The sequence below is a fragment of the Dokdonella fugitiva genome, assembly GCF_014138265.1.
GTDB classification, from domain to species: domain Bacteria; phylum Pseudomonadota; class Gammaproteobacteria; order Xanthomonadales; family Rhodanobacteraceae; genus Dokdonella_A; species Dokdonella_A fugitiva_A.
In genome coordinates, this window is the sequence record NZ_JACGXL010000002.1 from 774,690 (window position 1) to 800,561 (window position 25,872).

At 69.8% G+C, this 25,872-nt stretch carries 22 protein-coding genes; 9 read left to right on the forward strand and 13 right to left on the reverse strand.

Going from position 1 to position 25,872, the window contains the following annotated elements; genetic code table 11:
- Positions 1–26 precede the first annotated feature (26 nt).
- Genes FHW12_RS09500 through FHW12_RS09520 form a run of 5 tightly spaced genes read left to right on the forward strand, consistent with a single transcriptional unit; the run spans position 27 to position 5,210 of the window.
- Positions 27–1,253 (forward strand): class I SAM-dependent methyltransferase, encoded by a 1,227-nt coding sequence (locus tag FHW12_RS09500; RefSeq protein WP_182530759.1) that lies wholly within the window; start codon positions 27–29, stop codon positions 1,251–1,253.
- A complete protein-coding gene (locus FHW12_RS09505) occupies positions 1,250–1,726 on the forward strand; it encodes a GNAT family N-acetyltransferase (RefSeq protein WP_182530760.1) in 477 nt (158 codons plus the stop codon). Before FHW12_RS09500 ends, FHW12_RS09505 begins: the two co-directional genes overlap by 4 nt.
- The gene (locus FHW12_RS09510) at positions 1,723–2,694 is read left to right on the forward strand and encodes a hypothetical protein (protein ID WP_182530761.1); all 972 of its coding nucleotides are present in this window, start codon (positions 1,723–1,725) and stop codon (positions 2,692–2,694) included. The genes FHW12_RS09505 and FHW12_RS09510 overlap by 4 nt, the downstream gene beginning before the upstream one ends.
- On the forward strand, positions 2,691–3,977 hold the full coding sequence (locus tag FHW12_RS09515) for an acetyl-CoA C-acetyltransferase (RefSeq protein ID WP_182530762.1): 1,287 nt from the start codon (positions 2,691–2,693) through the stop codon (positions 3,975–3,977). The genes FHW12_RS09510 and FHW12_RS09515 overlap by 4 nt, the downstream gene beginning before the upstream one ends.
- A gap of 60 nt (positions 3,978–4,037) precedes the next feature.
- Positions 4,038–5,210 carry an RDD family protein gene (locus FHW12_RS09520; protein ID WP_220484384.1) on the forward strand — a complete coding sequence of 391 codons (1,173 nt, stop codon included), beginning with the start codon at positions 4,038–4,040 and terminating at the stop codon, positions 5,208–5,210.
- Between the two features lie 112 nt (positions 5,211–5,322).
- On the opposite strand, the gene FHW12_RS09525 is transcribed toward FHW12_RS09520, so the two are convergent.
- From FHW12_RS09525 to speE, 9 genes are all read right to left on the reverse strand, one after another.
- Positions 5,323–5,901: a YkvA family protein gene (locus tag FHW12_RS09525; RefSeq protein ID WP_182530763.1), complete on the reverse strand. Its 579-nt coding sequence runs from the start codon at positions 5,899–5,901 to the stop codon at positions 5,323–5,325.
- 107 nt (positions 5,902–6,008) lie between these two features.
- Positions 6,009–7,844, reverse strand: a complete 1,836-nt coding sequence (locus tag FHW12_RS09530) for a phospholipase D family protein (RefSeq protein WP_182530764.1) — start codon at positions 7,842–7,844, stop codon at positions 6,009–6,011.
- Positions 7,841–8,434 (reverse strand): YceI family protein, encoded by a 594-nt coding sequence (locus tag FHW12_RS09535; RefSeq protein WP_182530765.1) that lies wholly within the window; start codon positions 8,432–8,434, stop codon positions 7,841–7,843. Before FHW12_RS09535 ends, FHW12_RS09530 begins: the two co-directional genes overlap by 4 nt.
- A 28-nt stretch (positions 8,435–8,462) precedes the next feature.
- Entirely contained in the window at positions 8,463–8,936 is a 474-nt protein-coding gene (locus FHW12_RS09540) for a SixA phosphatase family protein (protein ID WP_182530766.1), read from the reverse strand.
- Positions 8,937–9,060: 124 nt separating this feature from the next.
- Positions 9,061–9,543 carry an EF-hand domain-containing protein gene (locus tag FHW12_RS09545; RefSeq protein WP_182530767.1) on the reverse strand — a complete coding sequence of 161 codons (483 nt, stop codon included), beginning with the start codon at positions 9,541–9,543 and terminating at the stop codon, positions 9,061–9,063.
- A gap of 144 nt (positions 9,544–9,687) precedes the next feature.
- Positions 9,688–10,320 carry a ParA family protein gene (locus tag FHW12_RS09550; protein WP_182530768.1) on the reverse strand — a complete coding sequence of 211 codons (633 nt, stop codon included), beginning with the start codon at positions 10,318–10,320 and terminating at the stop codon, positions 9,688–9,690.
- 81 nt (positions 10,321–10,401) lie between these two features.
- Complete coding sequence (ggt, locus tag FHW12_RS09555) at positions 10,402–12,105, reverse strand: gamma-glutamyltransferase (protein ID WP_182530769.1); 1,704 nt, start codon at positions 12,103–12,105, stop codon at positions 10,402–10,404.
- A 111-nt stretch (positions 12,106–12,216) separates the two neighbouring features.
- The gene (locus FHW12_RS09560; protein WP_428993627.1) at positions 12,217–13,125 is read right to left on the reverse strand and encodes an AEC family transporter; all 909 of its coding nucleotides are present in this window, start codon (positions 13,123–13,125) and stop codon (positions 12,217–12,219) included.
- Positions 13,126–13,150: 25 nt separating this feature from the next.
- The gene (speE, locus tag FHW12_RS09565) at positions 13,151–14,023 is read right to left on the reverse strand and encodes a polyamine aminopropyltransferase (protein ID WP_182530770.1); all 873 of its coding nucleotides are present in this window, start codon (positions 14,021–14,023) and stop codon (positions 13,151–13,153) included.
- 158 nt (positions 14,024–14,181) lie between these two features.
- Here speE and speA point away from each other — a divergent pair, with 158 nt between their 5' ends.
- Both speA and FHW12_RS09575 read left to right on the forward strand, forming a co-directional pair.
- Positions 14,182–16,065: a biosynthetic arginine decarboxylase gene (gene speA / locus FHW12_RS09570; protein WP_182530771.1), complete on the forward strand. Its 1,884-nt coding sequence runs from the start codon at positions 14,182–14,184 to the stop codon at positions 16,063–16,065.
- Positions 16,066–16,302: 237 nt separating this feature from the next.
- Positions 16,303–17,169: an NAD(P)-dependent oxidoreductase gene (locus tag FHW12_RS09575; RefSeq protein WP_182530772.1), complete on the forward strand. Its 867-nt coding sequence runs from the start codon at positions 16,303–16,305 to the stop codon at positions 17,167–17,169.
- A 45-nt stretch (positions 17,170–17,214) separates the two neighbouring features.
- Here the strand turns inward: FHW12_RS09575 and FHW12_RS09580 are convergent, their stop codons facing one another.
- Complete coding sequence (locus FHW12_RS09580) at positions 17,215–18,738, reverse strand: PQQ-binding-like beta-propeller repeat protein (RefSeq protein ID WP_182530773.1); 1,524 nt, start codon at positions 18,736–18,738, stop codon at positions 17,215–17,217.
- Positions 18,739–18,860: 122 nt separating this feature from the next.
- Positions 18,861–20,426, reverse strand: coding sequence for a PQQ-binding-like beta-propeller repeat protein (locus FHW12_RS09585; RefSeq protein ID WP_182530774.1), 1,566 nt, complete (start codon positions 20,424–20,426; stop codon positions 18,861–18,863).
- A 155-nt stretch (positions 20,427–20,581) separates the two neighbouring features.
- Here FHW12_RS09585 and FHW12_RS09590 point away from each other — a divergent pair, with 155 nt between their 5' ends.
- Both FHW12_RS09590 and FHW12_RS09595 read left to right on the forward strand, forming a co-directional pair.
- A complete protein-coding gene (locus FHW12_RS09590) occupies positions 20,582–21,928 on the forward strand; it encodes a PQQ-dependent sugar dehydrogenase (RefSeq protein WP_182530775.1) in 1,347 nt (448 codons plus the stop codon).
- Positions 21,929–22,017: 89 nt separating this feature from the next.
- Entirely contained in the window at positions 22,018–23,598 is a 1,581-nt protein-coding gene (locus FHW12_RS09595; RefSeq protein ID WP_182530776.1) for a PQQ-dependent sugar dehydrogenase, read from the forward strand.
- Here the strand turns inward: FHW12_RS09595 and FHW12_RS09600 are convergent.
- Together FHW12_RS09600 and argS are read right to left on the reverse strand one after the other, a co-directional pair.
- Positions 23,561–24,178, reverse strand: a complete 618-nt coding sequence (locus tag FHW12_RS09600; protein WP_182530777.1) for an SPOR domain-containing protein — start codon at positions 24,176–24,178, stop codon at positions 23,561–23,563. The genes FHW12_RS09595 and FHW12_RS09600 overlap by 38 nt on opposite strands.
- Positions 24,178–25,863, reverse strand: coding sequence for an arginine--tRNA ligase (gene argS / locus FHW12_RS09605; RefSeq protein WP_182530778.1), 1,686 nt, complete (start codon positions 25,861–25,863; stop codon positions 24,178–24,180). The genes FHW12_RS09600 and argS overlap by 1 nt, the downstream gene beginning before the upstream one ends.
- Between the last annotated feature and the right edge of the window lie 9 nt (positions 25,864–25,872).

Below are 25,872 nucleotides of genomic sequence, written 5' to 3' on the forward strand. Positions count from 1 at the left end.
CACCGGTTTCGTACCCCCGGTTGCGCATGCCCGAGCTTGCCCTGATCCATGCGGCGCTGAACGCGCCGACACCCGATGCGCCCGTCGCGTTCGTGATCCGCTTCGAGGTCGACGCGGACGTGTCGTTCGACGTCGACGTGTCGCTCGACATCGAAGACGCGTCGACGTCGGCGTTGCGCCTGCACGCCCAGCTCGCGGCCGCGGGCTGGGACGTGAGCTGGCTGCCGCGCGGGCGCTACGAAGTGCATGCGCTCGCGCCACGCATGCCGTTGCCCGCGGGCCGCTACGTCGCGCACGTCGCGCTGTGGCACCGCGAGGCCGGCACGCCGGTGAAAGCCGCGGCGGCACGCATCGAGTTCGAGGTCGCGACCTCGGCCTCGACCACGAGCGGCGCACCTTCGACGACGTTCTCGTGGCAGCTCGACAGCCTGCCGGGCACGCCCGCGCTCGACAGCCTGTCGTGGCGGCGCGGCGGCGGCGACTGGTTCTACAAGCATTTCGACCACGCCGCGCGCACGACCGCAAGCTACCTGCTCGGCGATTCGCCGCTGCTGCGCGGGCGCATCCTCGACGTCGGTTGCGGCGACGGCATCACCGATCTCGGCATCGCGCTGCGCTGGCGCCCGCAGGAACTGGTCGGCATCGATCCGTTCCGCGGCTACGAGCGGCTCGGCGAGGTCCTCGCGGGCACCGCGCTGCCCGCGCACGTGGTTCCCGACAACCTGCGTTTCCTGCCGGCGAGCGCGAACGAGATCCCGTTCGACGACGACAGCTTCGACGTCGTGCTCTCGTGGGGATCGCTGGAGCACATCGTCGGCGGCTATGCGCAGGCGCTGGGCGAGATCCGCCGCGTGCTGCGCCCGGGTGGCCTGCTGATGGCGCACCCGGGTCTGTTCTATTCCGACGTCGGCAACCATCTCGGCGAGTTCCGCTTCGCGCGCGAGGAGCCGTACGTCCACCTCAAGCGCCCGCGAGAATGGCTGCGCGAGCGCATCCTCGCCACCGAACCGGATCGCATGGACCGCAGCGGCGACGTCGCCACGCCGGCACAGTATTGGCAATGGTTCACGGAGCTCAATCCGATCACCGTCGATCGCTTCGAGCGCGAGTTGCGCGAACTCGATTTCGAGCCGTGGCGCGTCGCGCTGCGCACGCACGACCGCGTCGACTACACCGCGGAATTGCAGGCGTATTCGTTCGTCGACCTCGCGGTCGGCGAGCTCTACGTGTCGGCGTGGAACCGCAAGCGATGAACGGCGACGGCGTGCGCATCCGCGACGCGGCCCGCGCCGACCTCGCGTTCATCGTCGAGGCGAACCTCGCGATGGCGCGCGAGACCGAGGGCAAGCCGCTCGCGCGCGACGTGCTCGAACGCGGCGTCGCCGCGGTGCTCGACCTGCCTGCGCGCGGCTTCTACCTCGTCGCCGAGCGCGCTGGCGAGGCGGTCGGCTGCCTGCTCGTCACGCGCGAGTGGAGCGACTGGCGCGACGGCGACTGGTGGTGGCTGCAGAGCGTGTACGTGGCGTCGCACGCGCGGCGCGGCGGCGTGTTCCGCGCGCTCTACGCCGAGGTCGAGCGGCGCGCCCGCAGCGCCGAGCGCGTGGTCGGCCTGCGCCTGTACGTCGAGCGCGAGAACCGCCCGGCGCAGGCGACCTATGCCACGCTCGGGATGGCGCAGACACACTACCTGCTGCTCGAAAAGGAAGGGTTGGGCGGCGAACCGTGAACTCCGCACGCGCATTGCGCAGGCATCTGCACGACTTCTGGATCCTCTACCTGGCGCCATGGCTGCCGTCGTGGCTGCCGTGGCCGATCGCCTACCGCTGCTACCGTTTCCTCGCGCGTTTCGCCCACGTCTATCCGGAGCCGACGAGCGCCGCCGTCGCCGTCGCGCCCGACTACCTGGCGATTCCCGATCGCGCCGCGTTCGCGCGCGACGTGCGCACCGTCTGGCTCGTCGACGCGGCCGACCTGCAGTTGTCGCTGCGCCATCGCGCCGACTGGCTGCCGTCGCACGTCGAGGTGCGCGGCGAGTGGCCGCAGGGTGCGTTCGTGGCGGTGAGCTTCCACTACAGCACCGGCCTGTGGGTGTTCCGCGACCTGCGCCGGCGCGGCCGCGACGCAGTGCTCGTCGCGGCGCGTTTCGAACGCGACGACTTCGGCCCGCATCCGGTGCGCTACCGCTACGGTTCGGCGCGCTTCGCCGAGATCGAGCGCCTGAGCGGCCAGCCGAACGCCTACCGCCCGGGCATCCGTGAACGCCTCATGGGCGCGCTCGCGAAGGGCGTGCCGGTGGTCAGCGTGATGGACATGCCACCGCGGCTCGCGCCACGCGGGCAGCGACCGGTGCACCTGCTCGGCCGGCCCGCGTGCCTGCCGGACGGCTCGATCGAGCTCGCGCGCGAGGCGGGCGTGCCGATCGTGCCGTACTGGGTCGAGTTCGACCTCGCCCGCGGGCAGCGCACGCTCGTGATCGGCGAGGCGATGTCGCCGCAGCCGGCGGATGCCGTGCTCGCGCGCCTCGCCGGCATGCTCGACGGCCTGATCCGCTCCGTCCCCGCGGCGTGGCTGTTCTGGAACGAATGGCCGGGCTGGCAGCGCGATGCGGAGGGATTGCATGCGGCGGCGTTCTCAAACGAAGCCGCAGAAGGTAGGCTCTCCGACAGCGCGCCCGTCGCACGGAACCAGCCATGAATCGAAGTCCAATCCGCGCAGGCATCATCGGCGGCGTACGCATCCCGTTCTGCCGCAACAACACCGCCTATGCCGAGGTCGGCAACTTCGGCATGGCGGTCAAGACGCTCGGTGCGCTGGTCGAGAAGTTCGGCCTGCACGGCCTCGAGCTCGGCGAGGTCGCGTACGGCTCGGTCATCAAGCATGCGTCCGACTGGAACATCGCGCGCGAGGCGACGCTGTCGTCCGGCCTCGCGCCGACGACCCCCGGCCTCACCACCGCGCGCGCGTGCGGCACCTCGCTAGACAACGCGATCCTGGTCGCGCAGAAGATCGCGAGCGGCCAGATCGAGGCCGGCATCGCCGGCGGCGCGGACACCACCAGCGACGTGCCGATCGTCTACTCGCGCGCGCTGCAGCAGCGCCTGCTCGCGGTGAACCGCGCGAAGACGCCCGCGGACAAGGCGAAGGCGGCGCTCAAGGGGTTTTCGTTCGGCGACCTCAAGCCGTCGTTCCCGGGCGTGGCCGAGCCGCGCACGGGCAAGTCGATGGGTGACCACTGCGAGCTCATGGCGCGTGAGTGGAACATCGGCCGCGAGGAACAGGACCGACTCACGCTCGCGAGCCACCAGAAGCTCGCCGCGGCCTACGAGCGCGGCTTCTTCAAGGACCTGGTCGTGCCATTCCGCGGCGTCGAGCGCGACAACATCCTGCGGCCGGACACGTCGCTCGAGAAGCTCGCCGCACTCAAGCCCGCGTTCGACCGGACGTCCGGCCACGGCACCCTGACCGCCGGCAACTCGACCGCGCTGTCGGACGGCAGCGCCGCGGTGCTCATCGCGAGCGACGAATGGGCCGCCGCGCGCGGCCTCGCGGTGCAGGCCTACCTCACCCATGCGCAGGTCGCCGCGGTCGATTTCGTGCGCGGTGAAGGCCTGCTCATGGCGCCGACCGTGGCCGTGCCGCGCATGCTCGCGGCAGCCGGCCTCGGCCTGCAGGACTTCGACTTCTACGAGATCCACGAGGCGTTCGCTGCCCAGGTGCTGTGCACGCTGCGCGCGTGGGAGTCGCCCGAGTACTGCCGCAACCGCCTCGGCCTGGAGCGCCCGCTCGGCACGATCGATCCGGCGAAGCTGAACGTGAACGGCTCGAGCCTCGCCGCGGGCCACCCGTTCGCGGCGACCGGCGCGCGCATCGTCGCGACGCTCGCCAAGCTGCTCGAGCAGAAGGGACGCGGCCGCGGGCTCATCTCGATCTGTACGGCCGGGGGCATGGGCGTCACGGCGATCCTCGAACGGCCTTAGACTGGAGGCCGGCGTGATCGTCGGCGGACGACTCGCGCCGAGCCGCAAGCGAGGAACTCGATGGAAAACAGCACCTACGCGCTGGTCCTGACCGGCGACGTCCTACCCGGCCACGCGGAAGAAGCCGTCTGGCCCGCGCTCGCCGCGTATTTCCGCATGGATCTGGACAAGCTGCGCTCGCAGCTCGTCGCGCGCGCACCGCTCGCGATCAAGCAGGGCGACGACCTCGGCAAGCTGCAGACGCTGCAGGCCGGCATCGCCGCGCTCGGCGCGGAAGCCGAAGTCTGCGCGCCCGACGAACGCGCGAGCCTGTTCGTCGTGCTCGCCAACACGCCGCGCGGGCCGATGCCGCGCGTGTTCGTCGACGACCGCATCGAACGCGGCCTGTGGGCGACGCGCCTGTCGGTGGCGGAAGTCGGCTCCTCGGCATGGCGCCCGTACGCCGATCTCGCCGCGCCCGCACCGGCGCCCGCTGCGCCGGTCGACCCGCCGGCAGCCGCGTTCGACGCGAATGCATTCACCTCGCGCGACACCACGCGCGCGCACAAGCCGACCTCGAAGGCGGACTACGGCCACAGCCTCGCCGCGGTCGCGACACCGACCGCCGCAGCGCCGCAGCGTCTGCCCCCAGGCGACGCGATCCATGCAGGATTCTGGCGGCGCGTCACGGCGACGCTCATCGACGGCCTGCTGATCGGCCTCGTGATGGGCGTGCTGCAGGTCGTCCTCGGCGTCGGCGCGATCGGCGGCTTCGCGGCCGCCGGGGACCCGGGTGCGGCGCTGTCGGCCGTGATCGGGTCGATGCTGCTGTTCTTCGCGCTCGCGTTCGTCGGCCAGTGGTTGTATTTCGCGCTGTTCGAAAGCAGCGCGATGCAGGCGACGCCGGGCAAGCGCGCGCTCGGCCTCAAGGTCGTCGACGAGCTCGGTGCACGCATCGGCTTCGGCCGCGCGACGGGCCGCTACTTCGGCAAGATCATCTCCGGCGCGATCTTCTACGTCGGCTTCCTGATGGCGGGCTTCACCGAGCGCAAGCAGGCGTTGCACGACCTCATGGCCTCGACGCTCGTCGTGTTCGGCGAGGTGCAGCCGGGCCAGACGGTTCCGTCGGCGCGACCGCCGATGCCGTGGTGGGCATGGCTCATCAACATCGTCCTGCTCGGCCTGCCGGTCGCGGCCATCGTGCTCGCGTTCGCGATGTTCCCGGGCGTGCTCGCCTCGCTGCAGCAGGGTTGAAGGAGTCGCGAGGGCGGTTCGCCCGGAGCGCGCCGGGGAAGTGCCTTCAGCCTCCCCATGAACGCGAAGGGCCGCGCGAGGCGGCCCTTCGGGAGGCAGGACGCGGCGCGCTTCAGCCGCGGAACGAGAACAGCACCGGCCTCCAGCCGCCCGAGCTCTGGTAGCTCTGGCCGCGGCGCTTGCGCATGCGGTCGATCAGTTCGAGGCGGCGCGCCTCGGCCCATTCGACGCGCTGCGTCTTCAGCGAGGCCGGGTCCACGCCGTGCGCGGCGGCTTCCTGCTTGCGGTAGGCGACGAAGTCCTCGTACGCATCGACTTCGTGCTGCAGTTCCTTCACGCACAACTCGATCATGATCGCGTCGTCGAGGAAGCCGAGTACCGGCACGTTGTCCGGGATGATGTCCTGCGGGTTCGCGAAGTAGGTCAGGCAGGCGAGCACGCGCTGGCGGTCTTCGTCGGGAAGCGCGAAGCCTTCGTCGTTGACCATCGCGATCATGCTGTCGAGCTTCTGCAGGCGATCGGCGATGAACTGCGGCAGCTTGTTCGCGTGACCGTCGACGAGCAGGCGCGAAGCGGCCTCGGTGACCTGCTTGGCGGACAGGTTCTTCGACTCCTGCTGCGAACGCTGCATGGCGTCGATGAAGTGCTGGAGGTCGGCATCGCCGAGCTCGATGGTGATGGCCAGCGACATGGATCAGCTCCAACCGAAAAGCGGACGGGAAGACTAGCCACCCCGGCGGGGGGCGTCAATCGCCGGGCTTGCGGGATCGACGTGCCGGCGCGGGGCGTCGCGGATGCCTACAGGATGCCGACGAGGCCGGCGCCGAAGGCGGTCACGATGCGCGTGTAGATGGTCTTCAGCGGCAGGTCGACCTCGGGGAAATCGCCGACGTCGACGTGGCAGGCGTAGAACTCGGGCGTGCCCGGCCGCGATGGCGCGCAGCCGGGCGCGAGCTCGAAGCTGCTCGCGTAGCGGAACGGCCACAGGTCGAACAGCGGCAGCGAGGTCGACAGGTCGGCGATCGCGTTGTTGATGCGCCCGAGCAGGCCGGCGCGGCGGCGCTTAGCGATCGTCCATGCGTTGCCCGGCGCGGTGTTGCGCTCGATCGCCGCGCCGACGCGCGCGGCGACCGCGGCGTCGTAGATGATGAAACCCGATTCGGTGTTGTAGTCGTCCGAGCGCGGGTCGAAGTTGTGCGAGCCGATCACGCTGATGCGGTCGTCGATGACGATCGATTTCGCGTGCAGGCCGAGGCGCACGCCGCCGCGCACCAGCGGCGCGCGTTCGTAGCGGTGGTAGCGGCCGGTATTGCCTCCGCCGGAGAGGCGCTCGTAGTCGGCGACGAACACGGGCGCGTCGTCCGGGAACGGCTTGAATTCGTGGATCTCGAAGCCGTAACGCTTGAGGTAGCGCTTCTTGTACTTGTACGACAACGCGTAGACGTAGAACGCGTCGGTCGCGGCGAGCGAGTTGGTCGAAACGAGCACCTCGACCGGCGGCTTGCGCCGGTGCAACTCCTGGAACACCTCGCGCGCGCGGCGGCTGAGCACGAGGTACGGCGTCTCGAACACGATGCGCTGCTGCGCGCCGCGCAGCAGGCCGCTGATGCGCGTGGTGAGCTCGAGCAGGGCGGCGTCGTTCGGCCGCGCCGCCTTGTCCGGCGCGTCGGAGAAGTAGTCGACGCGACCGACGCGCAGCGCGCGCGCGGCGAACTGCGCCTGCACGTAGGCGGGATCGCCGGCGCGTGAGCGCAGAGAGTCGATGCGCTCGCGGTCGACGCTGCTGCGCGGTTGCAGCGGCGCGTCCATGCCCGCATCGGCGACGAGGCGGCGGTTGACGTCGTTGAGCCGGGTCAGCGGCACCGCGCGCGGGTGCGCCCAGAAGCGATCGAACGACGCCTGCATCTCGGCACCCGCGGCGGGGCCGAGCACGAGCACGTCGCGGTCGCGGTAGTCGAATTCCTGGTCCCAGTCGAAGTAGCGGTTCTCGTAGTTGCGCCCGCCGGCGATGCCGATCTCGCCATCGACGAGCAGCAGCTTGTTGTGCATGCGCTGGTTGAAGCGCGAGAAGCAGCAGAGCAGGCCGGCGGCGAACTCGAGCGGTTGCGTGACGGCCTCGTCGAAGGTCGGGTTGTACAGGCGGAACTCGAGGTTCGCGTGGGCGCGCGCGATGTGCGCGAGCCATTCGACGTCGTCGAGCGAGAACAACTGGTCGGCGAGCACGCGCACGCGCACGCCGCGGCGCGCCGCGGCGGCAAGCTCGTCGAGCACGAGCCAGCCGGCGTCGTCGTCGGCCCAGATGAAAGTCTGGATGTCGATGCTGCGCCGCGCGGCGCGGATCAGGTGCACGCGCAGCAGCAGCGAATCCTCGCCGCGCTCGAGCACGTCGACGTAGTGGACCGGCACCGCGCCCGTGCTGTCGGCGCGCGCCCGCGCGGCGAGCTCGTGGTACGGCGATGCGATCGCGCAGTGGTCCTCGCGCGTGCAGTCGGTCGCCTGCGGCCGCGTCGCCGCGACGATCGCGTCCGCGCGGCGCGCGAGCGGCCGGTTCACGCCGCAGCCGGCGAGCAGCACGGTGGCGACCAACGCCACCCAGGCGACGAGGCGCGCGCGGCGGCGCGGCGGAGGACTCATCCCGGCGTCGGTGCGGGCGCGGTGTCGTGCTGCGGCGGTATCGCGTACACCGTGAAGTCGAGTTCGACCTTGTCCGAGAGCGTGCCGCGGTGCGAACCCATGCCGAACATCGAGCGGCGGATCGTGCCGGCGACGCGGATCGGGCAGTCGTAGGCGGGTCGTTCGCATTCGGCCGGCTGCAGGTCGAACTGCACGGGCTGGCGCACGCCGCGCACGGTCAGTTCACCGGGCAGTTCGCCGCCCGCGCGCAACCGCGCGCGCGGGAACGCGTCGGAGGTGAATTCGATCCGCGGGTGCGCCGCGACGTCGAAGAACTCGGGCGACTTCACCCATTCCTCGTAGGACGAACTGCTCATGTGCACGCTGGCGACGGCGATGCGTGCATCGACGCGCAACTCGTTGCGGAACGGGTCGAGCCGCACGGTGCCGTCGACCTTGCCGAAATGGCCGCGCACGCCGAGCAGCCACATCACCTTCACGCGGAAACCGACGTCCGAACGGCTCGCGTCGAGGCGGATGATCCCGTCGGGGGCGGGATCGCTCGCGCATGCGGAGCCGGCGCCGCCGAGCAGGCCGCAGGCCAACAGCAAGGCGCGTGCGCCGCCCATCGCGCGGACGTCAAGGCCACCAGAAATGGCGCACGCGCGCCGTGCCCGGTTCGATCGAACCGGCGGGCAGGGCCAGCCAGGCGACCGCGCCCGGCGGCATGCCGCGGCCCGAATCGGACGCGCCTTCGGTGAGCAGCGCGACGAGCGTCTCGAGGCCGGGATTGTGGCCGACGAGGAGGACGGTGTCGGCGTCGGCGTGGTCGTCGAGCACGCGGATCAGCGTGGCCGGCGTCGCGTCGTAGACGCGCGGTTCGAAGCGCAGGTCGGCGTAGCCGAGCGCAGCGAGCACGCGCTCGCAGGTCACGCGCGTGCGCGCGGCCGGCGAACAGAGCACGCGAACCGGCGCAGCCGCATGCTGTTTGAGCCACACGCCGGCGGCATCGGCCTCGGCCTCTCCCTGCGCGCTCAGCGGGCGGCTGGCGTCATCCTGGCCCGGCGTCGCGGCCTCCGCGTGCGCGTGGCGCAGCAGAATGATCTCGCGCATCGTCATCGGCGACTCCCTCCGTAAGTGCGATGAGCGATCATGCCGCATTCGTGCCCGCGGCGGTCAAGCGAAAGCGACGGCCGGCCGGCCATTGCTCGACCGGCCAGCCGTCGGGGGTGCCCGCTCAGCCTTTGTCGTCCGGCGTGGCGGTGGCGTCGTGGTGGCGGCCGAACGCGCCGCGGCGAGGCAGCAGCTGGTCGGCATCGAGCGTGCCCGAACCGCCGCTGAGGCGGTCGAAACGCGCCATCTCCTTCGCTTCGAAGTCGGCCTTGCTGACGTTGCCCGAGCCGCTCGTGTCGTAGCGGTTCACGAAGCGCTCGGCGCGCTTCTGCACGCGTTGTGCAACCTGCGGCGAGGCGGCGATCTCGTTGGCGTCGACGCGTCCGTCGCCGTTGGTGTCGAGCTTGGCGAAGCGGGCGTCGACCCAGGCCTGGTACTCGGCGCGGCTGACCACGCCGTCGTGGTTGGTGTCGATCTGGTCGAGGAAGCGTTGCTGGAACTCGGCGCGCCGCGCGGCGCGCGAGGTGGTGTCGCTCGAGGTGTCGGCGGCGCCGGCGCTGCCGGCGACGAAGGCGAGGGCGAGCAGGAGGGGAATGGTCGTGCGCATGGGAGGTACTCTTCGCTGCGGCCAGGGCGGCCGCACTCCCCCACAACGCACGGCGCCGCGGCGCGCCGACCGGCGCCTTGCAAAGAAGGCGCAAAGGCGCGTTAACGCGGGCGCGCGCGCGCACCGCCCCGCCGGAAGCGGCGGTCAGGCGTGCTTCTTCAGCCAGCGCAGCAGCTTCGCCCAGTCCTCCTGGTGCGAACGCACGTTCTCGGAGTGGTAGTCGAAGATGCTCTTGCCGAGCGCGTTGGCGAGCACGTAACCCTGCGTGTCGCGCAGCTCGGCGACGAGCGGAAAGGGGAAGCCCTTGATCTCCTCGACCGCGAGCTGCGACGCGTTCGTCCATGGCTTGAGCCGGTTCGCGACGAGGCCGACCGCGACCTTGCCCTTCTTCACGCGCGGCAATGCGGCGACTTCGGCGAGGAACGGTTGGGTCGCCTCGAGGTCGATCGCCGACGGCAGCACCGGCACGATCAGCACGTCGGCGTTCTCGAGCCAGTCGCCGACCTCGCCCGGGCGGATGCCGGCGGCGCTGTCGATGACGACGCGTTGCGCGTCCTCGGGAACCTGCTTTTCCCAGTCGCGGCGCAGGCCGGAGATGCCGAGCACCGCGTTCGGGTGCACCGAGCGCTTCTCGCTCCAGCGCAGCGACGAGCCCTGTCGGTCGGCGTCGACCAGCACGGTGTTCTTGCCGTCGACCGCGTAGTACGCGGCCAGGTTGGTCGCCAGCGTGCTCTTGCCCGCGCCGCCCTTCGAACTCGCCACCAGGACCTTCAGCATGAACGCCTCCGCCGGTACGCAAAGTGGCGGGAAGGTTACACCGCGGTCCGGCAACGGCCAAACACCAGCCTGCCCGGCTCCCTAGTAGCCAGCAGCCTGGCCGTCCTTGCGACCTTCCGAGGCGCCGACGTAGACGCGGTTCTTCGCGTCCCAGCCGATCGCCTGGTAGCCGCCGTACGGCCCGTTCGCGTAGCGCACACTGTGGCCCTTCTGCATGAGGCCGCGCACGGTCTCGTACGGGAAGCCGGACTCGAGGTCGACGAAGCCGCCGTCCTGCATCGGTTCGGCCTGGCCTTCGGGCGAGGTCGAGCCCTCGTGCTGGATGCGCGGCGCGTCGCCCGCCTCCTGCAGGTTCATGTGGAAGTCGATCAGGTTCTGCACGATCTCGACGTGGCCCTGCGGCTGCATGTCGCCGCCCATCACGCCGAAGCTCAACCACGGCGTGCCGTCCTTCGTGATGAACGCGGGGATGATCGTGTGGAACGGGCGCTTGCCGGGCGCGTAGGTGTTCGCGTGGCCGTCCTTGAGCACGAACAGCTCGCCGCGATCCTGCAGGATGAAGCCGAGGCCCGGCGGCGACATGCCCGAGCCCATGCCGCGGTAGTTCGACTGGATCAGCGAGACCATGTTGCCCCAGCGGTCCGCGGTGGTCATGTAGATCGTGTCGCCGTCGAGCTTGTGCGTGCCGGGTTCGACCGCCTTCATCGCACGGTCCGGCGAGATCAGCTTGCGCCGCTCGGCCGCGTACTCCTTCGACACGAGCCAGTCGATCGGCGCCTTGGCGAAGTCGGGATCGGCATAGAACTTCGCGCGGTCCTCGAACGCGAGCTTCTTCGCCTCGACGAACAGGTGCACGTGCTCGGTGCTGCCGAACGGGATTTTCGAGAAGTCGTAGCCTTCGAGGACGTTGAGCATCTGCAGCGCGGCGAGGCCCTGGCCGTTCGGCGGCAGTTCCCAAACGTCGTAGCCGCGATAGTTGGTCGACACCGGCTCGACCCATTCGCCCTTGTGCGCAGCGAGGTCGTCGTAGGCGAGGAATCCGCCCTGTGCCTTCATGTAGTCGGCGATCACGTGCGCGATGGCGCCCTTGTAGAACGCGTCGCGACCGCCTTTCGCGATCGCTTCGAGCGTGTGCGCGAGGTTCGGGTTCTTCCAGATCTCGCCCTTCGCGGGCGCGTTGCCTTGATGCGTGAACTGCTCGGTGAAGCCCGGGAACTTCGCCAGGCGCGGCACCGACGCCTTCCAGTAGTAGGCGATGAGTTCGGTCACCGGGAAACCGTCGCGCGCGTACGCGGTCGCCGGCGCGAGCACGTCCTTCATCGGCAGCTTGCCGAAGCGGTCGTGCAGCGCGAACCACGCGTCGACGCAGCCGGGCACGTTGACCGGCAGCGGGCCGAGCGAGGGGATCGCCGTGTAGTCGTGTTCCTGGAACCACTTCAGCGTGAGCGCCTTGGGCGAACGGCCCGAACCGTTGTAGCCGTAGAGCTTCTTCGTCTTCGCGTCCCAGACGATCGCGAACAGGTCGCCGCCGACGCCGTTCGACACCGGCTCCATGAGGCCGAGCGCGGCGTTCGCCGCGATCGCCGCATCGATCGCGGTGCCGCCCTGCTTGAGCACGTCGAGGCCGACCTGCGTCGCGAGCGGATGCGAAGTCGCGACCATGCCGTGCGTGGCGATCACCTCCGAACGCGTCGCGAACGAGGCGCCGGTGATGCGGTCGCCGGCATGGGCGGCGGAAGCGGCGGTGCAGGCGGCGACGGCGAGCGCGAGGGCGATGCGACGCATGGGGGTTCCCCTGGCCGGAAAGCGCCGAGCATACGCCGCGCCCCGCCGCGTGGATGTAAAGAAGCGTAGGTGTGCGCGCGCCGTCGCAGCGCGGCGGATCGGGTCGCGTTGCTACGCGACGTGCGCGAGCGCGAAGTGCCAGAGCGGCAACGTCGCCATCGACAGCACGATGCCGAAGCCGACCAGCGCCGCGGCGAGTTCGGGTGCGAGGCCGGCGAGCGACAGCAGCGCGCCGGCGGTGATCATCGGCGGCATCGCCGTTTCGTAGACGGCAGCCGCGCGCATCGCGCCGTCGAGGCCGAGCAGTACGCACAGCCCGAGCGCGAGCAGCGGCATCAGCAGCAGTTTCGCGACGAGGCCGTACGCGAACGCGCCGAGGTGGTGGCGCGGCATGCGCAGGCGCAGCTGCATGCCGCTCGCGAGCGCGACGAGCGGCAGCAGGCTGTCGGCGAGCAGGCGCAGCGGCTTCGTGACGACGTCCGGGCTCTCTTTCGGCATCAGCACGAGCGCGACGACGAGCGCGATGAACGGCGGGAACGTGGCGATGCGCCGCGCGATCGAGCGCAAGGTAGGTCGCTCGCCGCCGTACAGTCCGAGCACGATCAGGCCGAACGTGGAGAGGATCAGGAAGCTGCCGAACTGGTCGTAGACGACCGCGTAGCGCAGCGCGTCGACGCCGGCGAGCGCGGGGATCAGCGCGAAGCCGAGGAACGAGGTGTTGCCGAGCGCGACGAGCAACAGCAGCGCCGCGGTCGCGGCGCGGTCGAAGCGCAGCACGCGTGCGAGCAGCAGCGTCACGCCCGCGCTCGCGCCGAGGATCAGCCACGGCAGCGCGATCAGGCCGAGCAACTCGCGCTCGAACGCCAGGCGCGGCGCGTACAGCAGCACCGCGGCCGGCAGGCACACGTACAGCACGACGAGATTGAGCGCGGCGGGCGCGTCGGCCGGCACGATGCGCCGCCAGGCGAGCAGGCGGCCGGCCGCGAGCATCGCGAGGATGAAGGCGAACGCGGGCAGGATCGACACGTCGCCCCGCCCGCAGCAGTTACTCGCCGAACGCCTCGCGCATGAACTCCGGCAGCGCGAGCGCGGCCTTGTGCATGTCGACGTTGTAATACCGCGTGGCGAACTGCTTGGTCGCCGCGCCTCGCTCGCGGAAGCCGCTGAGATCGGCGCCCTTGCGCGCCATCGTGCAGCTCCACCAGCCGGTCGGGTAGAGCGGCTGCGGGAAGAGGAGCGTCTTCACCGCCTGGAAGTCGGCGACGCGCATCGCCGTGCGCATCGACTTGATCAGGTCGAGGTGCACCAGCGGCGACTCGCTCTGCTGCACGAGGATGCCGCTCGGTCGCAGCGCGCGATGGCAGCTCGCGTAGAAATCCGCGTTGAACAGGCCTTCGGCGGGGCCGACCGGATCGGTCGAGTCGACGATGACGACGTCGATCGATTCGGGTTCCTGCTCGGCCATGTACTTGATGCCGTCGATGAACAGCAGTTCCGCGCGCGGATCTGCGTTCGATTCGCACAGCTCGGGGAAGTACTGCTCGGCGAGGCGCGTTACGCGCTCGTCGATCTCGACCTGCACGGCATGCTCGACTTCTTCGTGGCGCAGCACCTCGCGCAGCGTGCCGCAGTCGCCGCCACCGATGATGACGACGCGCTTGGCGCGTGCGTGGGTGAACAGCACCGGGTGCGACATCATCTCGTGGTAGAGGAAGTTGTCGCGCGTGGACACCATCGTGCAGCCGTCGATGACCATGAGCTTACCCCAGTCGGTCGTGTCGTAGATCTCGATCGACTGGTAAGGCGTCTGCTCCGCGTGCAGGCGTTCCTTGATGCGCAGGCCGAACGAGGAACCGGAGCGCGCGTGCTGCTCGGTGAACCAGTTCTGGGCGGTGGCGTTCTGCTGGGGCGCGGACATGGTGCTTCCTGCGGAAAGGAAAGGACGGGGATCCGGCGCGGCGCCGGGGGCGCGATCGTCCGGGGGCGCGATTGTAGCGGTTCCGGCGCGCCCCGACATACGAACTTCGCGACAGCTCGTTACACTACGCCGCTACCCCGAGCGGATGGAGCACCGAGGTGAGCAAGCAGCGCTGGACCGCCGACGAGGCACGCCATACCTGGGCGGTGCCGCACTGGAGCGAGGGCTACTTCGACGTCGGCGACGACGGCGACCTGCTCGTGCGACCGCGTCGCGGCGACGGCCCGGCGCTGTCGCTGCCGGCGATCGTCGACGCCGCCTGCGCGCAGGGATCGCGGCTGCCGCTGCTCGTGCGCTTCGCCGACATCCTGCAGGACCGCCGCGCGCGCCTGCAGCGCGCGTTCGCGAAGGCGATGACCGACTGGGACTACGGCGGCGGTTACACGCTGATCTATCCGATCAAGGTGAACCAGCAGAACAACGTCGCCGGCGAACTCGCCGGCAACGCGGCGCCGGGTTTCGGCCTCGAAGCGGGTTCCAAGCCGGAACTCATGGCCGTGCTCGCGCTCGCCAAGCGCGGCAGCACGGTCATCTGCAACGGCTACAAGGATCGCGAATACATCCGCCTCGCGCTGATCGGGCGCAAGCTCGGCCTCGACATCTTCATCGTGATCGAGAAACCGTCCGAGCTGCGCTACGTCGTCGAGGAAGCGCGCGTGCTCGGCGTCGAGCCGCTGCTCGGCGTGCGCATGCGCCTGAAGAGCCTCGGCGCGGGCAAGTGGCAGAACTCCGGCGGCGACAAGGCGAAGTTCGGCCTCACGCCGCGCCAGCTGCTGACCCTGCTCGACGAACTCGCCGCGGCGAAGCTCTCGCACACGCTCAAGCTGCTGCATTTCCACATGGGTTCGCAGATGTCGAACGTGCGCGACATCGCCAACGGCATGCGCGAGGCGGTGCGCTACTTCGTCGAGCTCTCGCGCATGGGTTTGCCGATCACCCACATGGACGTCGGCGGCGGACTCGGCGTCGACTACGAAGGCACGCGCTCGCGGTCGGAATGCTCGATCAACTACGGCCTCGACGAGTACGCCTCGGCGATCGTCGGCGCGCTCGCCGAGGCGTGCAGGGAGAACGCGCTCGCGCCGCCGCACGTGCTGACCGAATCCGGTCGCGCGCTGACCGCGCACCACGCGGTGCTCGTCGTCAACGTCAGCGAGATCGAGGAGGCGCCACGCGGCGCGATCCCGCCGCCGCGCGCGGACGAGCCGAGCGTGCTGCGCCGCCTGCGCGAGGTGGCGAGCGAGATCGACCAGACGCCGCCCACCGAGCTCTACCACGAGGCGCAGTACCAGCTCGCCGAAGGCTATTCGCTGTACGGCCTAGGCCAGCTCTCGCTCGCGGATCGTGCCCGCCTCGACGACCTCTACTACGCGATCGTCAACGCGGTGCGCGCGCGCCTCAAACCCGACGAGCGCGCGCACCGGCAGGTGCTCGACGAGCTCAACGCGATGCTCGTCGACAAGTACTTCGTCAATTTCTCGGTGTTCGAGTCGGCGCCCGACATCTGGGCGATCGACCAGGTGTTCCCGATCGTGCCGATCGCGCGCCTCGGCGAAGCGCCGGACCGCCGCGGCGTGATCGCCGACCTCACCTGCGACTCCGACGGCCGCATCGACCACTACGTCGAAGCGGACGGCGTCGACGTGAGCCTGCCGTTGCACGCGCCACGCGAGGGCGAACCGTACCGGCTCGGCCTGTTCATGGTCGGCGCCTACCAGGAGACGCTCGGCGACATCCACAACCTGTTCGGCGACACCGACGCGGTCAATGTGAAGCTCGACGGCGACGGGTACGCGTTCAGCCATCGCCGCCGCGGCGACACGACCGACCTCATGCTCGACTACGTCGGCTACGACCTCGCCGCGCTGCGCGCCGCCTACCGCGACAAGATCGCCGCGTCCGGCGTCGGCGCCGACGAAGCGGCGCGCCTCGAGGCGGTGCTGGAGCATGGCCTCACGGGCTACACCTATCTTGCCGAGTGAGCGGATCGAGCGAAGGCAAGACTGAAACACGAAGGACACGAAGGAAAAGCGGAAGAAGAGATTGAAGCACGGAGCACATTGAGGAAAGGCTCTTCGATCAAAGCTCTCGGTCCTGCTCGCCATTGCTCTCTCCGTGTGCTGCGTGTGCTCCGTGTTTCAATTGCCTTCTTCGTCCTTGCCTTTGCTTCGTGTCCTTCGTGTCCAATCGTTGAGCTTTTCACCCTGGAGAAGCATTCCATGAACGAAATCAGGGCCGGTTTCGTCGGTCTCGGCGCGATGGGCTTGCCGATGGCCGGTCATCTCGCGCGCGCAGGGCTGCTCGCGGCGGTATGGAACCGCTCGCACGACAAGGCGCTCGCGGCCGCGCAGGAATACGGTGTCGCCGCGCCGCGGGATCTCGTCGAGCTCGTGCGCGCCTGCAACGTGATCGCGTTGTGCGTGCCGGCCGACGCCGACGTGATCGAACTCGCACGCACGATCGCCGCGCACGCGCGACCGGGCACGTTCGTCGTCGACCATTCGACGGTGTCGTCGGTGACCGCGAAGCAGGCGCACGCGATCCTCGCCGCGCACGACTGCGCGTTCCTCGATGCGCCGGTATCGGGTGGCGTCGAGGGCGCGAAGAACGGCAAGCTGTCGGTGATGGTCGGCGGCGACGCCGTCGCGCTCGAGCGCGTGCGACCGGTGCTGACGTGCTACGCGGCGAAGATCAGCCACATGGGCGACGTCGGCGCGGGGCAGAACACCAAGGCGGTGAACCAGGTGCTCGTCGCCGGCATCGCGCAGGCGGTTTGCGAAGGACTCGCGCTGTCGGAACGGCTCGGCCTCGATCCCGAACGGTTGTTGCCGACGCTCGGTGCGGGCGCCGCCGGCAACTGGTTCCTCGACAAGCGTGGCGCGACGATGCTCGAGGACGAGTTCAAGGTCGGCTTCAAGCTCGCGCTGCTGCACAAGGACCTGAAGATCGTGCGCGAGCTCGCGCTCGACGCCGGCACCGACCGTTCGGTCATCGAGAAGTCGCTCGCCGACTACGCGGTGCTGCTCGCGCAGGGCCATGGCGACGAGGACATCTCGGCGCTGATTCGCCTCAAGCGTCCGCGCTGAGCGCACGGGCGGCGCACACCGCGCCGCCCGGTGGCGCGACGGCTGTCAGCCATCGAAGCCGTTCGCGAAGATGATGTCGACCGGAGCCGGCAGGGCGAACTTGTACAGCTTGGCGCTGCTCGCGTAGTTGATCATGTAGAGCGCGCCATCGACGAGGATCGGGCTGCCCCACTTGAGCGAGCCGATCGCGGGCGATGTCCACAGCACCGCGCCGGTCTTCGGGTTGCGCGCGAGCATGCAGGTACCCGACGCGCACGAGCCCGCGTGATAGAGCACGTCGTTGGCAACGATCGCCGACGTCGAATCTGAGTTCTGCTGCCAGGTCGGCTGCAGGTGCGGTACGTTCGATGCGGTGAGCGTGAGCTTGAGGCCGGAGATGCCGTTGCCGTTGCCGACGTAGACCCACGCCGCGCCGTCGCCGTGCGTGTCGACCCAGACGATCGACTGCGTTTTCATCCAGAACTCGCTGATCGGTACGTCGATGACTTCGATCTCGCCGCCGACACCGCCCGGCGCGCCGGTGCCGCTCATGTCGTCGAGGTCGATCAGGTGCAGCATCGAGTCCTTGCCGGTCTGCACGCCGATGTGCGCGACGGTGCTGCCCGCGGGCGCGGGCAGGATCGACAGCGACGCCGAACCGAGATCGATGTCGCTGCCGTCGAGCTGGTCGTAATTCGTCGGCGTGTGGCTGTCGAGCGGCAGGCCCGCGCCTGCGCCGGTGCCGTCCGGATGCAGCGCGAGCACGCTGTCGCCCCAGTTGTGGCCGCCCGTGTTCGCATTGAACTCGCCGTTCGCGGTGGTGATGTAGACGCGATCGGTGCCGGCGTCGTAGACCGCGCCCGGACGACCCCAGATGCCGCTCTGCGGGCTGTTGCAGCCGTTCGAAGGGATCAGGGTCGTGGTCGTGCTGCACATCGAATTGAACACGCGCGACGTGCCGGTCGCGAGGTCGATCGTGACGAGGTGGCCCTGGTAGTCGCCACCGTCGCCGACGTAGCCGTTGGTGACCGCGTACAGGCGCGCGACGCCGCCCGACACCGCGGTCGCGAGCGCGGAAGCGCCTTTCTCGACGCCGGGCTTCAGCGTGATCGTCTGCGGCCACCCGCCGCTCGTGACTTCGGTGCCGCTGCCGATCGCGTACTTGTGCACCTTGCCGTCGGCGCCATAGCTGTAGACGTACTGGCGATCCGGGTCGATCGCCGGCGAACTCTCGATCGGGGTGTGGCCGCCGGTCGTCGTCATCGACCAGACCACGCTGCCGTCGGCGGCGTCGAGCGCACTGATGCGGCCGGTCTGCGCCGTGACGAACAGCAGGTCTTTCGCGCCGCCCGCCGTCGAGATGCCTTGTGCGAAGACCGGCGCGGCATTGACGCGGCCGGTCAGGGTGACGGCGTACTTCTGTTCGAGCTGCGCGACGTTCGCCGCGGACACCGCGGTCTCCGCCGTATTGTTCGCGCTGTGCGCAGGTTCGAAGCCCCATTGCGGCCAGTCGGTGGCGAACACGTCGGCGGCGAGGAGCCCGCCGGAAGCGAGCAGGGCGGTGCGGAGCAGGGCGTGCGAGCGCGTCATGGCGGTACTCCGTGGCGCCGCGGGGCGCCTTCAGGGAACCCGCATCCTACGCCGGAAGCGTCGACGAGACGACGCGCGGCGTGTCGAAGCTGTGGAGCGGATCACGCCTGCGACGGCGTGCCTCAGCGCACCGCGCCGTCGAAGCCGTTGCGGAAGATCACGTCGCCCGCGGGTAGTGCGAACTTCCACAGCTTGCCGTTGTTGTCGGTGACGTAGAGCGCGCCGTCGACGAGGATCGGGCTCTGCCAGTGCACGTTGCCGATGTGCGGCGAACTCCACAGCACGTCGCCGCTGAGCGGATCGTGCGCGGTGACGCAGATGCCGCCGTCCGCGCACGGACCGGCGTGGTAGAGCACACCGTTCGCGACGATCGGCGAGGTCGACGCGTTCGACGAGCCCGTGCGGCTCCAGCGCATCGTCAACGCGGGATGGTTGCTGCCGTCGAGCCCGAGCTGCAGGCCGGACAGGCCGCTGCCGTTGCCCGCGAACACCCAGGTCGAGTGGTCCGACGGATTCACCCAGACCGCCGGCTGCTCGCGCATGCGATCGCCCGGAAAACCGTTGCCGCCCTGCGGCACGTCGATGAGCTGGATCTCGCCGCCGACGTGCGCGGGGCCGCCCTGGCCGCTCATGTCGTCGAGGTCGATCAGGCGCAGCTTGCCGTCCTTGCCCGCCTGCATGCCGAGGTGCGCGACCGTGCTGCCCACGGGCACGGGCAGGATCGCCATCGACACCGAGCCGAGGTCGGTGTCGCCGTTCTGCAGGCTCTGGAAGTTCGACGGCGTGTAGCTGTCGAGCGGCAGGCCGTTGCCGGCACCGGTGCCGTCCGCGGCGAGCGCGAGCACGCTGTCGCCCCAGTCGAAGCCGCCCGTGTTCGCGTTGAACGTGCCGTTGCCGGTCGCGATGTAGACGCGGTTCGTCGCCGCCGACCAGGTCGCGCCGCCGCGGCCCCAGATGCCACTCTGGCGGCCGGCGCAGTCGTCGGTGCCGGGCGTGCCGTTCAACACGAAGTGGATCGTCTTGTCGCTGCACATCACGTTGAACACGTGCTGCGTGCCGCTGGCGAGGTCGATCGAGACGAGATGTCCCTGGTAATCGCCGCCGTCGCCGATGTAGCCGTCGGTGACGACGACGAGATGGTGCGTGTTGCCCGAGCTGGCGATCGTGAGCCCGGAGGCGCCCTTCTCGACGCTCGTCTTCAAGCTGATCGTCTGCGGCCAGCCGCCGCTCGTGACTTCGCTGCCGTCGCCGATCGCGTACTTGTGCACCTTGCCGTCGACGCCGTAGCTGTAGACGTACTGCAGGTTGGGATCGATCGCTGGCGATGCAGTCGTCGGTTGCGGCCCGCTCGTCGACTGGTGCCACACCTCGCTGCCGTTGGCCGCGTCGATCGCCATCAGGCGTCCGTTCTTGCTGAGCAGGAACAACAGGTTCTTGACGCCGTTCGCGGTCGCGACGCCGCCCTGGTAGACGGGCGCGCTGTCGACTGACGATGCGAGCGCGGCGCCATTCGCGTACACGGAGGCGAGCTGTGCGAGATTGGCGGCGCCGAGCGTCGCCTCGGCGGGATTGAAGCCGCTGTGCGCGGCGTCGTAGCCGAACTGCGGCCAGCTCGCGGCGTGCGCGTCGGCGATGCCGAGCGCGATCGCGGCGACAAGCGTGGAACGAAGCAGGGAGGTGCGGGTCATCGGCAGGCTCCAGGCGCGCGGCGGCGCGCCCCATCGCGGCATCGTACGCCGCCGTGCTGCGCCGGAAGATGACGCACGCCACGGATGCGGCCTTCACGTTCGCGGACGCGGCGGCATGGTACAAGGCGCACTCCAGTCCCCTGCGGAGGTCGTCCATGCTGCGTCGGATCGGAACCTGTCTCACGGCGCTGGTCGCGAGCGCATCGCTGCACGCGGCGATCGACCCCGCCGACCTCGAGCTCGTGCGCTGGCCGGATGCATCCACGACGTTCTCCGAACCGGTCGCCGTGCGCGCCCCCAACGACGGCAGCGGCCGCACCTTCGTGGTCGAGCGCTGCGACAATCCCGGCAGTTCGAACACGACCGGCCACCTGCGCATCGTCAGGAACGGCGCCGTGCTGCCGACCGCGTTCCTTTCCGTGAGCGTGAGCTGCACGAGCGAACAGGGTCTGCTCGGCCTCGCATTCGATCCGCAGTTCGCGAGCAACCGCACGTTCTACGTGACCTACACCGCGACCGGCGGCGGCCTGGGCGACAGCGAAGACCAGGTGCTCGCGCGCTACACGGTGTCCGCCGCGAACCCGGATGTCGCCAATCCCACCGGCACGGTGATCCTGCGCGTACCCGACATCGCCGACAACCACAACGGCGGCGACCTCCATTTCGACCACCAGGGCTATCTCAACTGGACGATGGGCGACGGCGGCGTGCAGGACGATCCGAACGGATTCGCGCAGTGCACCGGGCGCAAGAAGGCCGACGACAATCCGGCGAGCTGCCATTCGACGTCGGGCTCGGGACCGACCTACTACCTGCTCGGCAAGATCATCCGCCTCGACGTGCACGCGGCGACCGCGGCGGCCCCCGCGAACTTCTGCGGCGCGACCGCGGGGCAGCCGGCGCCGTACGCGATCCCGCCCGGCAATCCGTTCCGCGATGTCGGCTTGCATCCGCAGGACTGCGCCGAGATCTTCAACTGGGGCTTCCGCAATCCGTACCGTTTCAGCTTCGATCGCCAGACCGGCGACCTGCTGATCGGCGACGTCGGTCAGGACGCGTGGGAGGAAGTCGACTTCCAGGCCGCAGGCAGTGCCGGCCAGAACTTCCAGTGGAACACCTGTGAAGGCCGCCACACGTTCCCGGGCGGAACGCTCGGCTGCTCCGGGCCGGCCGGCAGCGTCGTGCCGAAGCTCGACTACGCACACAACGCGGCGCCGAACGGCTGCGCGGTCAGCGGCGGCTACGTCTACCGCGGGCCGATCGCGCCACTGCGCGGAAGGTACGTGTTCAGCGACTACTGCACCGGCGACATCTACGTCGTCGCGAACACCGCGGCGACCGTATGGACGTACGAGACGCTCGCGGGTACGCCGGGCCTCAACACCTACGGCTTCGGCGAGGACGCGCAGGGCAACCTCTACGTCGGCAGCTCGGGCGGCGAGATCTACCGGTTCCATTCGCCGAGCTACGACGACGTCATCTTCGCGAACGGGTTCGACTGATGCGCGCGCGCGCGGGAGCCGTGCCGCGTTGCAGGCGCGTCGCTGAATTAGTCGCTCTCGGCGCGGCCACATGCGCGTCCGCGCAGACCGTGCCGCCGGATCTCGCGCTCGAGATCGTCACCGATCAGGTGACCGCGCCGATCGGCGTGCGCGCGCCGCACGACGGCAGCGGGCGCCTGTTCGTGATGAGCCAGGCCGGCACGATCCGCATCGTCAAGGACGGCGTGTTGCTGCCGACGCCGTTCCTCACCGTGCCGGTCACGTATCCTGGGTCGGGAGGCACGAGCGGCCTGCTCGGCCTCGCGTTCCATCCCAATTACGGCCACGAGGGCGCGCCGCACGGCGACGAGTTCTACGTCGTGTCGATGCGGCCGCCGGGCTGCACGCCCGCGGGCACCTGCCTCGGCAGTGGCCCCGACGAGGTGCTCGAACGGTACACGGTGTCGGCCGCGGACCCGGATGTCGCCAACCCGACCGGCACGGTCGTCATGCGCCTCGCCGACAACGCGCCGCCGTCGTACCACAACGGCGGCGACATTCATTTCGGCCCGGACGGCTATCTCTACATGTCCTCGGGCGACGGCGGCCAGGAGAGCGGCACGCACTGGCTCGCCGAATGCCTGTGGAAGAAGCCGAACGACACGACCTCGGCGAGCTGCGGCACGAGCTCGACCACGCCGCAATACTTCCTGCGCGGCAAGATGCTGCGCATCGACGTCGACACGCGCGGCGGCATCGCCGGCGCCGAGATGTGCGGCACCGCGACCGGCGTCGCGGCCGAGTACGCGATCCCGCCGGACAATCCGTACGTCGGCAGCAGTCAGACCTGCGACGAGACCTGGCTGTACGGCTTCCGCAATCCGTGGCGCTGGAGCTTCGATCGCGCGACCGGCGACGTGTGGATCGGTGACGTCGGCCAGAGCCAGTACGAGGAAGTGGACTTCCGCGCGGCCGATTCGACCGAGCCGCCGTTCTACGGCTGGCACTGCATGGAAGGCACGGTCGTGTTCAATTCGAGCCAGGCGTGCACGGCGCCGATCGCGCCGAACGTGTTGCCGCTGCTCGAATACACGCATGCGGGCGGTCGCTGCGCGATCACCGGCGGCTACCGCTACCGCGGCCCGATCGTGCCGTTGCGCGGCATGTACGCCTACGCCGACTCGTGCTCGAGCGAGTTGTTCTTCGCCAAGCCTGACGAACTCGGCCAATGGAGTTCGACGGTCTGGCGCAACGACGCGAACGGCTACGGCACCTATTCGGGGTTCGGCGAGGACGAGGCCGGCAACCTCTACGTCGCCAACACCGCGACCGAAGTCGTCTACCGGTTCGTGTCCTCGCAGACGACGATCACGCACACGGTGACGCCGCACGCGGGTGCGGGCGGCGCGCTGTCGCCGGCGGCGCCACAGGTCGTCGAGGAGGGCGCCACGGTCGCATTCGACGTGCAGGCGGATCCCGGCTACGCGATCGACGCGATCGTCGGCTGCGGCGGCACGCTCGCGGGCACGCTCTACACGACTGCGGCGATCGTCGCCGACTGCACCGTCGATGCGACGTTCGCCGTGAGCGCGTCGGACATCGTGTTCCGCGACGGCTTCGACGCGGCGCCCGTGCGGGCGCCGCGGGCGGGACTCACTGCGCGGGTTGTTCCTTCAGCGCGATCGCGTTGATGCCGTTGTCGGCGAGCGAACGCTTCGCCGCTTCGAGTTCGCTCGCGCTCGGGTACGGGCCGAGGCGCACGCGGTGCCAGGTCTTGCCGTTGATCGTGACCGGCTGGACCTGCGCGACGAAGCCGGCGAGCGCGAGCTTCGCCTTCGCCTCGTCGGCCGCCTTCGGTTCCGGATACGAGCCCGTCTGCAGGATGTAGCGGCCGGAGGCCGCGGTGGCCGGCGTCGTGCCGGTCGTCGCCGGCGCCGTCGTCGCGTTCGCGCGCGCCTGCTGCTCGGCTTTCGCCTTCGCCGACAATTCGGCGTCGGGGATCACGACTTCCGCTTCCGGCAGCACCTGGTAGAAGTCGTAGTTCTTCTTCGGCTTCGCCTCGGCGACCGGCGGTTCGCTTTCCTTTGGCGCGGTGGCCTGAGGATTCGGTTGCGGCAGGTCCTTGCGGCGCAGCAGCGGCGCCCAGTCCTTGACCAGCACGAGCGCCATCAGGCCGATGCCGAGCAGCATGCCGACCAGTACCCACAGCCACGCCGGCTTCTGCTCACCATTGCCGCCACGCGTCGCCTGGCGTCCCTTCTTCGCTGCCATCACATGCTCTCCGGGGCGGACACGCCCAGCAGGTCGAGGCCGTTCGCCAGCACCTGGCGCACGGCGTTCGCGAGCGCGAGCCGCGCATCGCGCAGGCCGGCATCGTCGACGATGAACTGGCTGGTGTTGTACCAGCCGTGGAACGCGGCCGCGAGCTCGCGCAGGTAGGTCGCGACGAGGTGCGGCTCGAGGTTCGTGCCCGCGTTCTCGACCGTTTCGGCGTAGCGCGAGAGCTCGGCCAGCACGAGCTGCTCGGCGTCGCCGTCGAGGCGTGCGAGGTGAGCGAGGCCGTTCGCGCGGTCCCAGGCGAGGCCGCGCTCGGCGAGCTGGCGCATCACGCTGGCGACGCGCGCGTGCGCGTACTGCACGTAGTAGACCGGGTTGTCGTTGGTCTGCGCGCGCGCGAGGTCGATGTCGAACACGAGCTGAGAATCGGACTTGCGCGCGATCAGGAACCAGCGCGTCGCGTCGCGGCCGACCTCGTCGATGAGGTCGCGCAGGGTCACGTAGCTGCCCGCGCGCTTGGACAGCTTCACTTCCTCGCCGCCGCGCATGACCGTGACCATCTGGTGCAGCACGTACTCGGGCCAGCCCTGCGGGATGCCGCAGTCGAGCGCCTGCAGGCCGGCCTTCACGCGCATGAGCGAGCCGTGGTGGTCGGAGCCGAGCTCGGTGATCGCGCGCTCGTAGCCGCGCAACCACTTGCTGCGGTGGTAGGCGACGTCCGGCACGAAGTAGGTGTAGCTGCCGTCGGACTTGCGCATGACGCGGTCCTTGTCGTCGCCGAAGTCGGTCGTGCGCAACCACAGCGCGCCGCCTTCCTCGTAGGTGTGGCCGTGCGCGACGAGCTCGCGCACGGTCTCGTCGACCTTGCCGTCGCCGTACAGCGAGCTTTCGAGGAAGTAGACGTCGAAGCCGACGCCGAATGCAGCGAGGTCGCCGTTCTGCTCGCGGCGCAGGTAGGCGACGGCGAACTGGCGGATCGCGTCGAGGTCGGCCGGATCCTTCGCGCCGGCCACCGTGTGGCCTTCGACGTCGACGCTGTCGCCACGCAGGTACGCGGCGGCGACGTCCTTGATGTAGTCGCCGCGATAGCCGTCCTCGGGCCAGCCCTCGTCGTCGGGCCCCTTGCCGAGCGCGCGCGCCTGCACCGAGATCGCGAGGTTGTTGATCTGCGCGCCGGCGTCGTTGTAGTAGAACTCGCGCATGACCTTCCAGCCGTTCGCGTCGAGCACGCGCGCGATGCAGTCACCGATCGCGGCGGCGCGGCCGTGGCCGACGTGCAGCGGGCCGGTCGGGTTGGCGGAGACGAACTCGACGCCCGCGGTGCGACCGTCGCCGGCATGGCCGCGGCCATAGGCGGCGCCCTGCGCGAGGGCCGTGCGCACTTCGCCCTGGTACGCGGCCGGGCTCAGGAAGAAGTTGATGAAGCCCGGGCCGGCGATCTCGACCTTGGCGATCGCGTCCTGCGCAGGCAGGGCGGCGACCAGCGCGGCCGCGAGGTCGCGCGGCTTCCGGCCCGCGGCCTTGGCCAGCAGCAGCGCCGCGTTGGTGGCGAAATCGCCGTGGTCGCGGTTCTTGGTGCGTTCGACGACGAACACGGCAGTGGTGTCCGCAGGGAGTTCGCCGCCGGCCTGCAGGGCGGCGATCGCGGCGAGGACGAGGTCGCGGAGCTGTTCTTTCACGGGGTCGGC

Bases quoted from the DNA above. Each gene is read 5' to 3' on its own strand.
- speE (WP_182530770.1), bottom strand. From the start codon at position 14,023: ATGTCCGCGCCCCAGCAGAACGCCACCGCCCAGAACTGGTTCACCGAG.
- FHW12_RS09530 (WP_182530764.1), bottom strand. From the start codon at position 7,844: ATGAGTCCTCCGCCGCGCCGCCGCGCGCGCCTCGTCGCCTGGGTGGCG.
- FHW12_RS09575 (WP_182530772.1), top strand. From the start codon at position 16,303: ATGAACGAAATCAGGGCCGGTTTCGTCGGTCTCGGCGCGATGGGCTTG.
- FHW12_RS09515 (WP_182530762.1), top strand. From the start codon at position 2,691: ATGAATCGAAGTCCAATCCGCGCAGGCATCATCGGCGGCGTACGCATC.
- FHW12_RS09540 (WP_182530766.1), bottom strand. From the start codon at position 8,936: ATGCGCGAGATCATTCTGCTGCGCCACGCGCACGCGGAGGCCGCGACG.
- FHW12_RS09590 (WP_182530775.1), top strand. From the start codon at position 20,582: ATGCTGCGTCGGATCGGAACCTGTCTCACGGCGCTGGTCGCGAGCGCA.
- FHW12_RS09520 (WP_220484384.1), top strand. From the start codon at position 4,038: ATGGAAAACAGCACCTACGCGCTGGTCCTGACCGGCGACGTCCTACCC.
- FHW12_RS09525 (WP_182530763.1), bottom strand. From the start codon at position 5,901: ATGTCGCTGGCCATCACCATCGAGCTCGGCGATGCCGACCTCCAGCAC.
- FHW12_RS09585 (WP_182530774.1), bottom strand. From the start codon at position 20,426: ATGACCCGCACCTCCCTGCTTCGTTCCACGCTTGTCGCCGCGATCGCG.
- FHW12_RS09545 (WP_182530767.1), bottom strand. From the start codon at position 9,543: ATGCGCACGACCATTCCCCTCCTGCTCGCCCTCGCCTTCGTCGCCGGC.
- FHW12_RS09600 (WP_182530777.1), bottom strand. From the start codon at position 24,178: ATGGCAGCGAAGAAGGGACGCCAGGCGACGCGTGGCGGCAATGGTGAG.
- FHW12_RS09550 (WP_182530768.1), bottom strand. From the start codon at position 10,320: ATGCTGAAGGTCCTGGTGGCGAGTTCGAAGGGCGGCGCGGGCAAGAGC.
- FHW12_RS09500 (WP_182530759.1), top strand. From the start codon at position 27: ATGCCCGAGCTTGCCCTGATCCATGCGGCGCTGAACGCGCCGACACCC.
- FHW12_RS09580 (WP_182530773.1), bottom strand. From the start codon at position 18,738: ATGACGCGCTCGCACGCCCTGCTCCGCACCGCCCTGCTCGCTTCCGGC.
- FHW12_RS09505 (WP_182530760.1), top strand. From the start codon at position 1,250: ATGAACGGCGACGGCGTGCGCATCCGCGACGCGGCCCGCGCCGACCTC.
- ggt (WP_182530769.1), bottom strand. From the start codon at position 12,105: ATGCGTCGCATCGCCCTCGCGCTCGCCGTCGCCGCCTGCACCGCCGCT.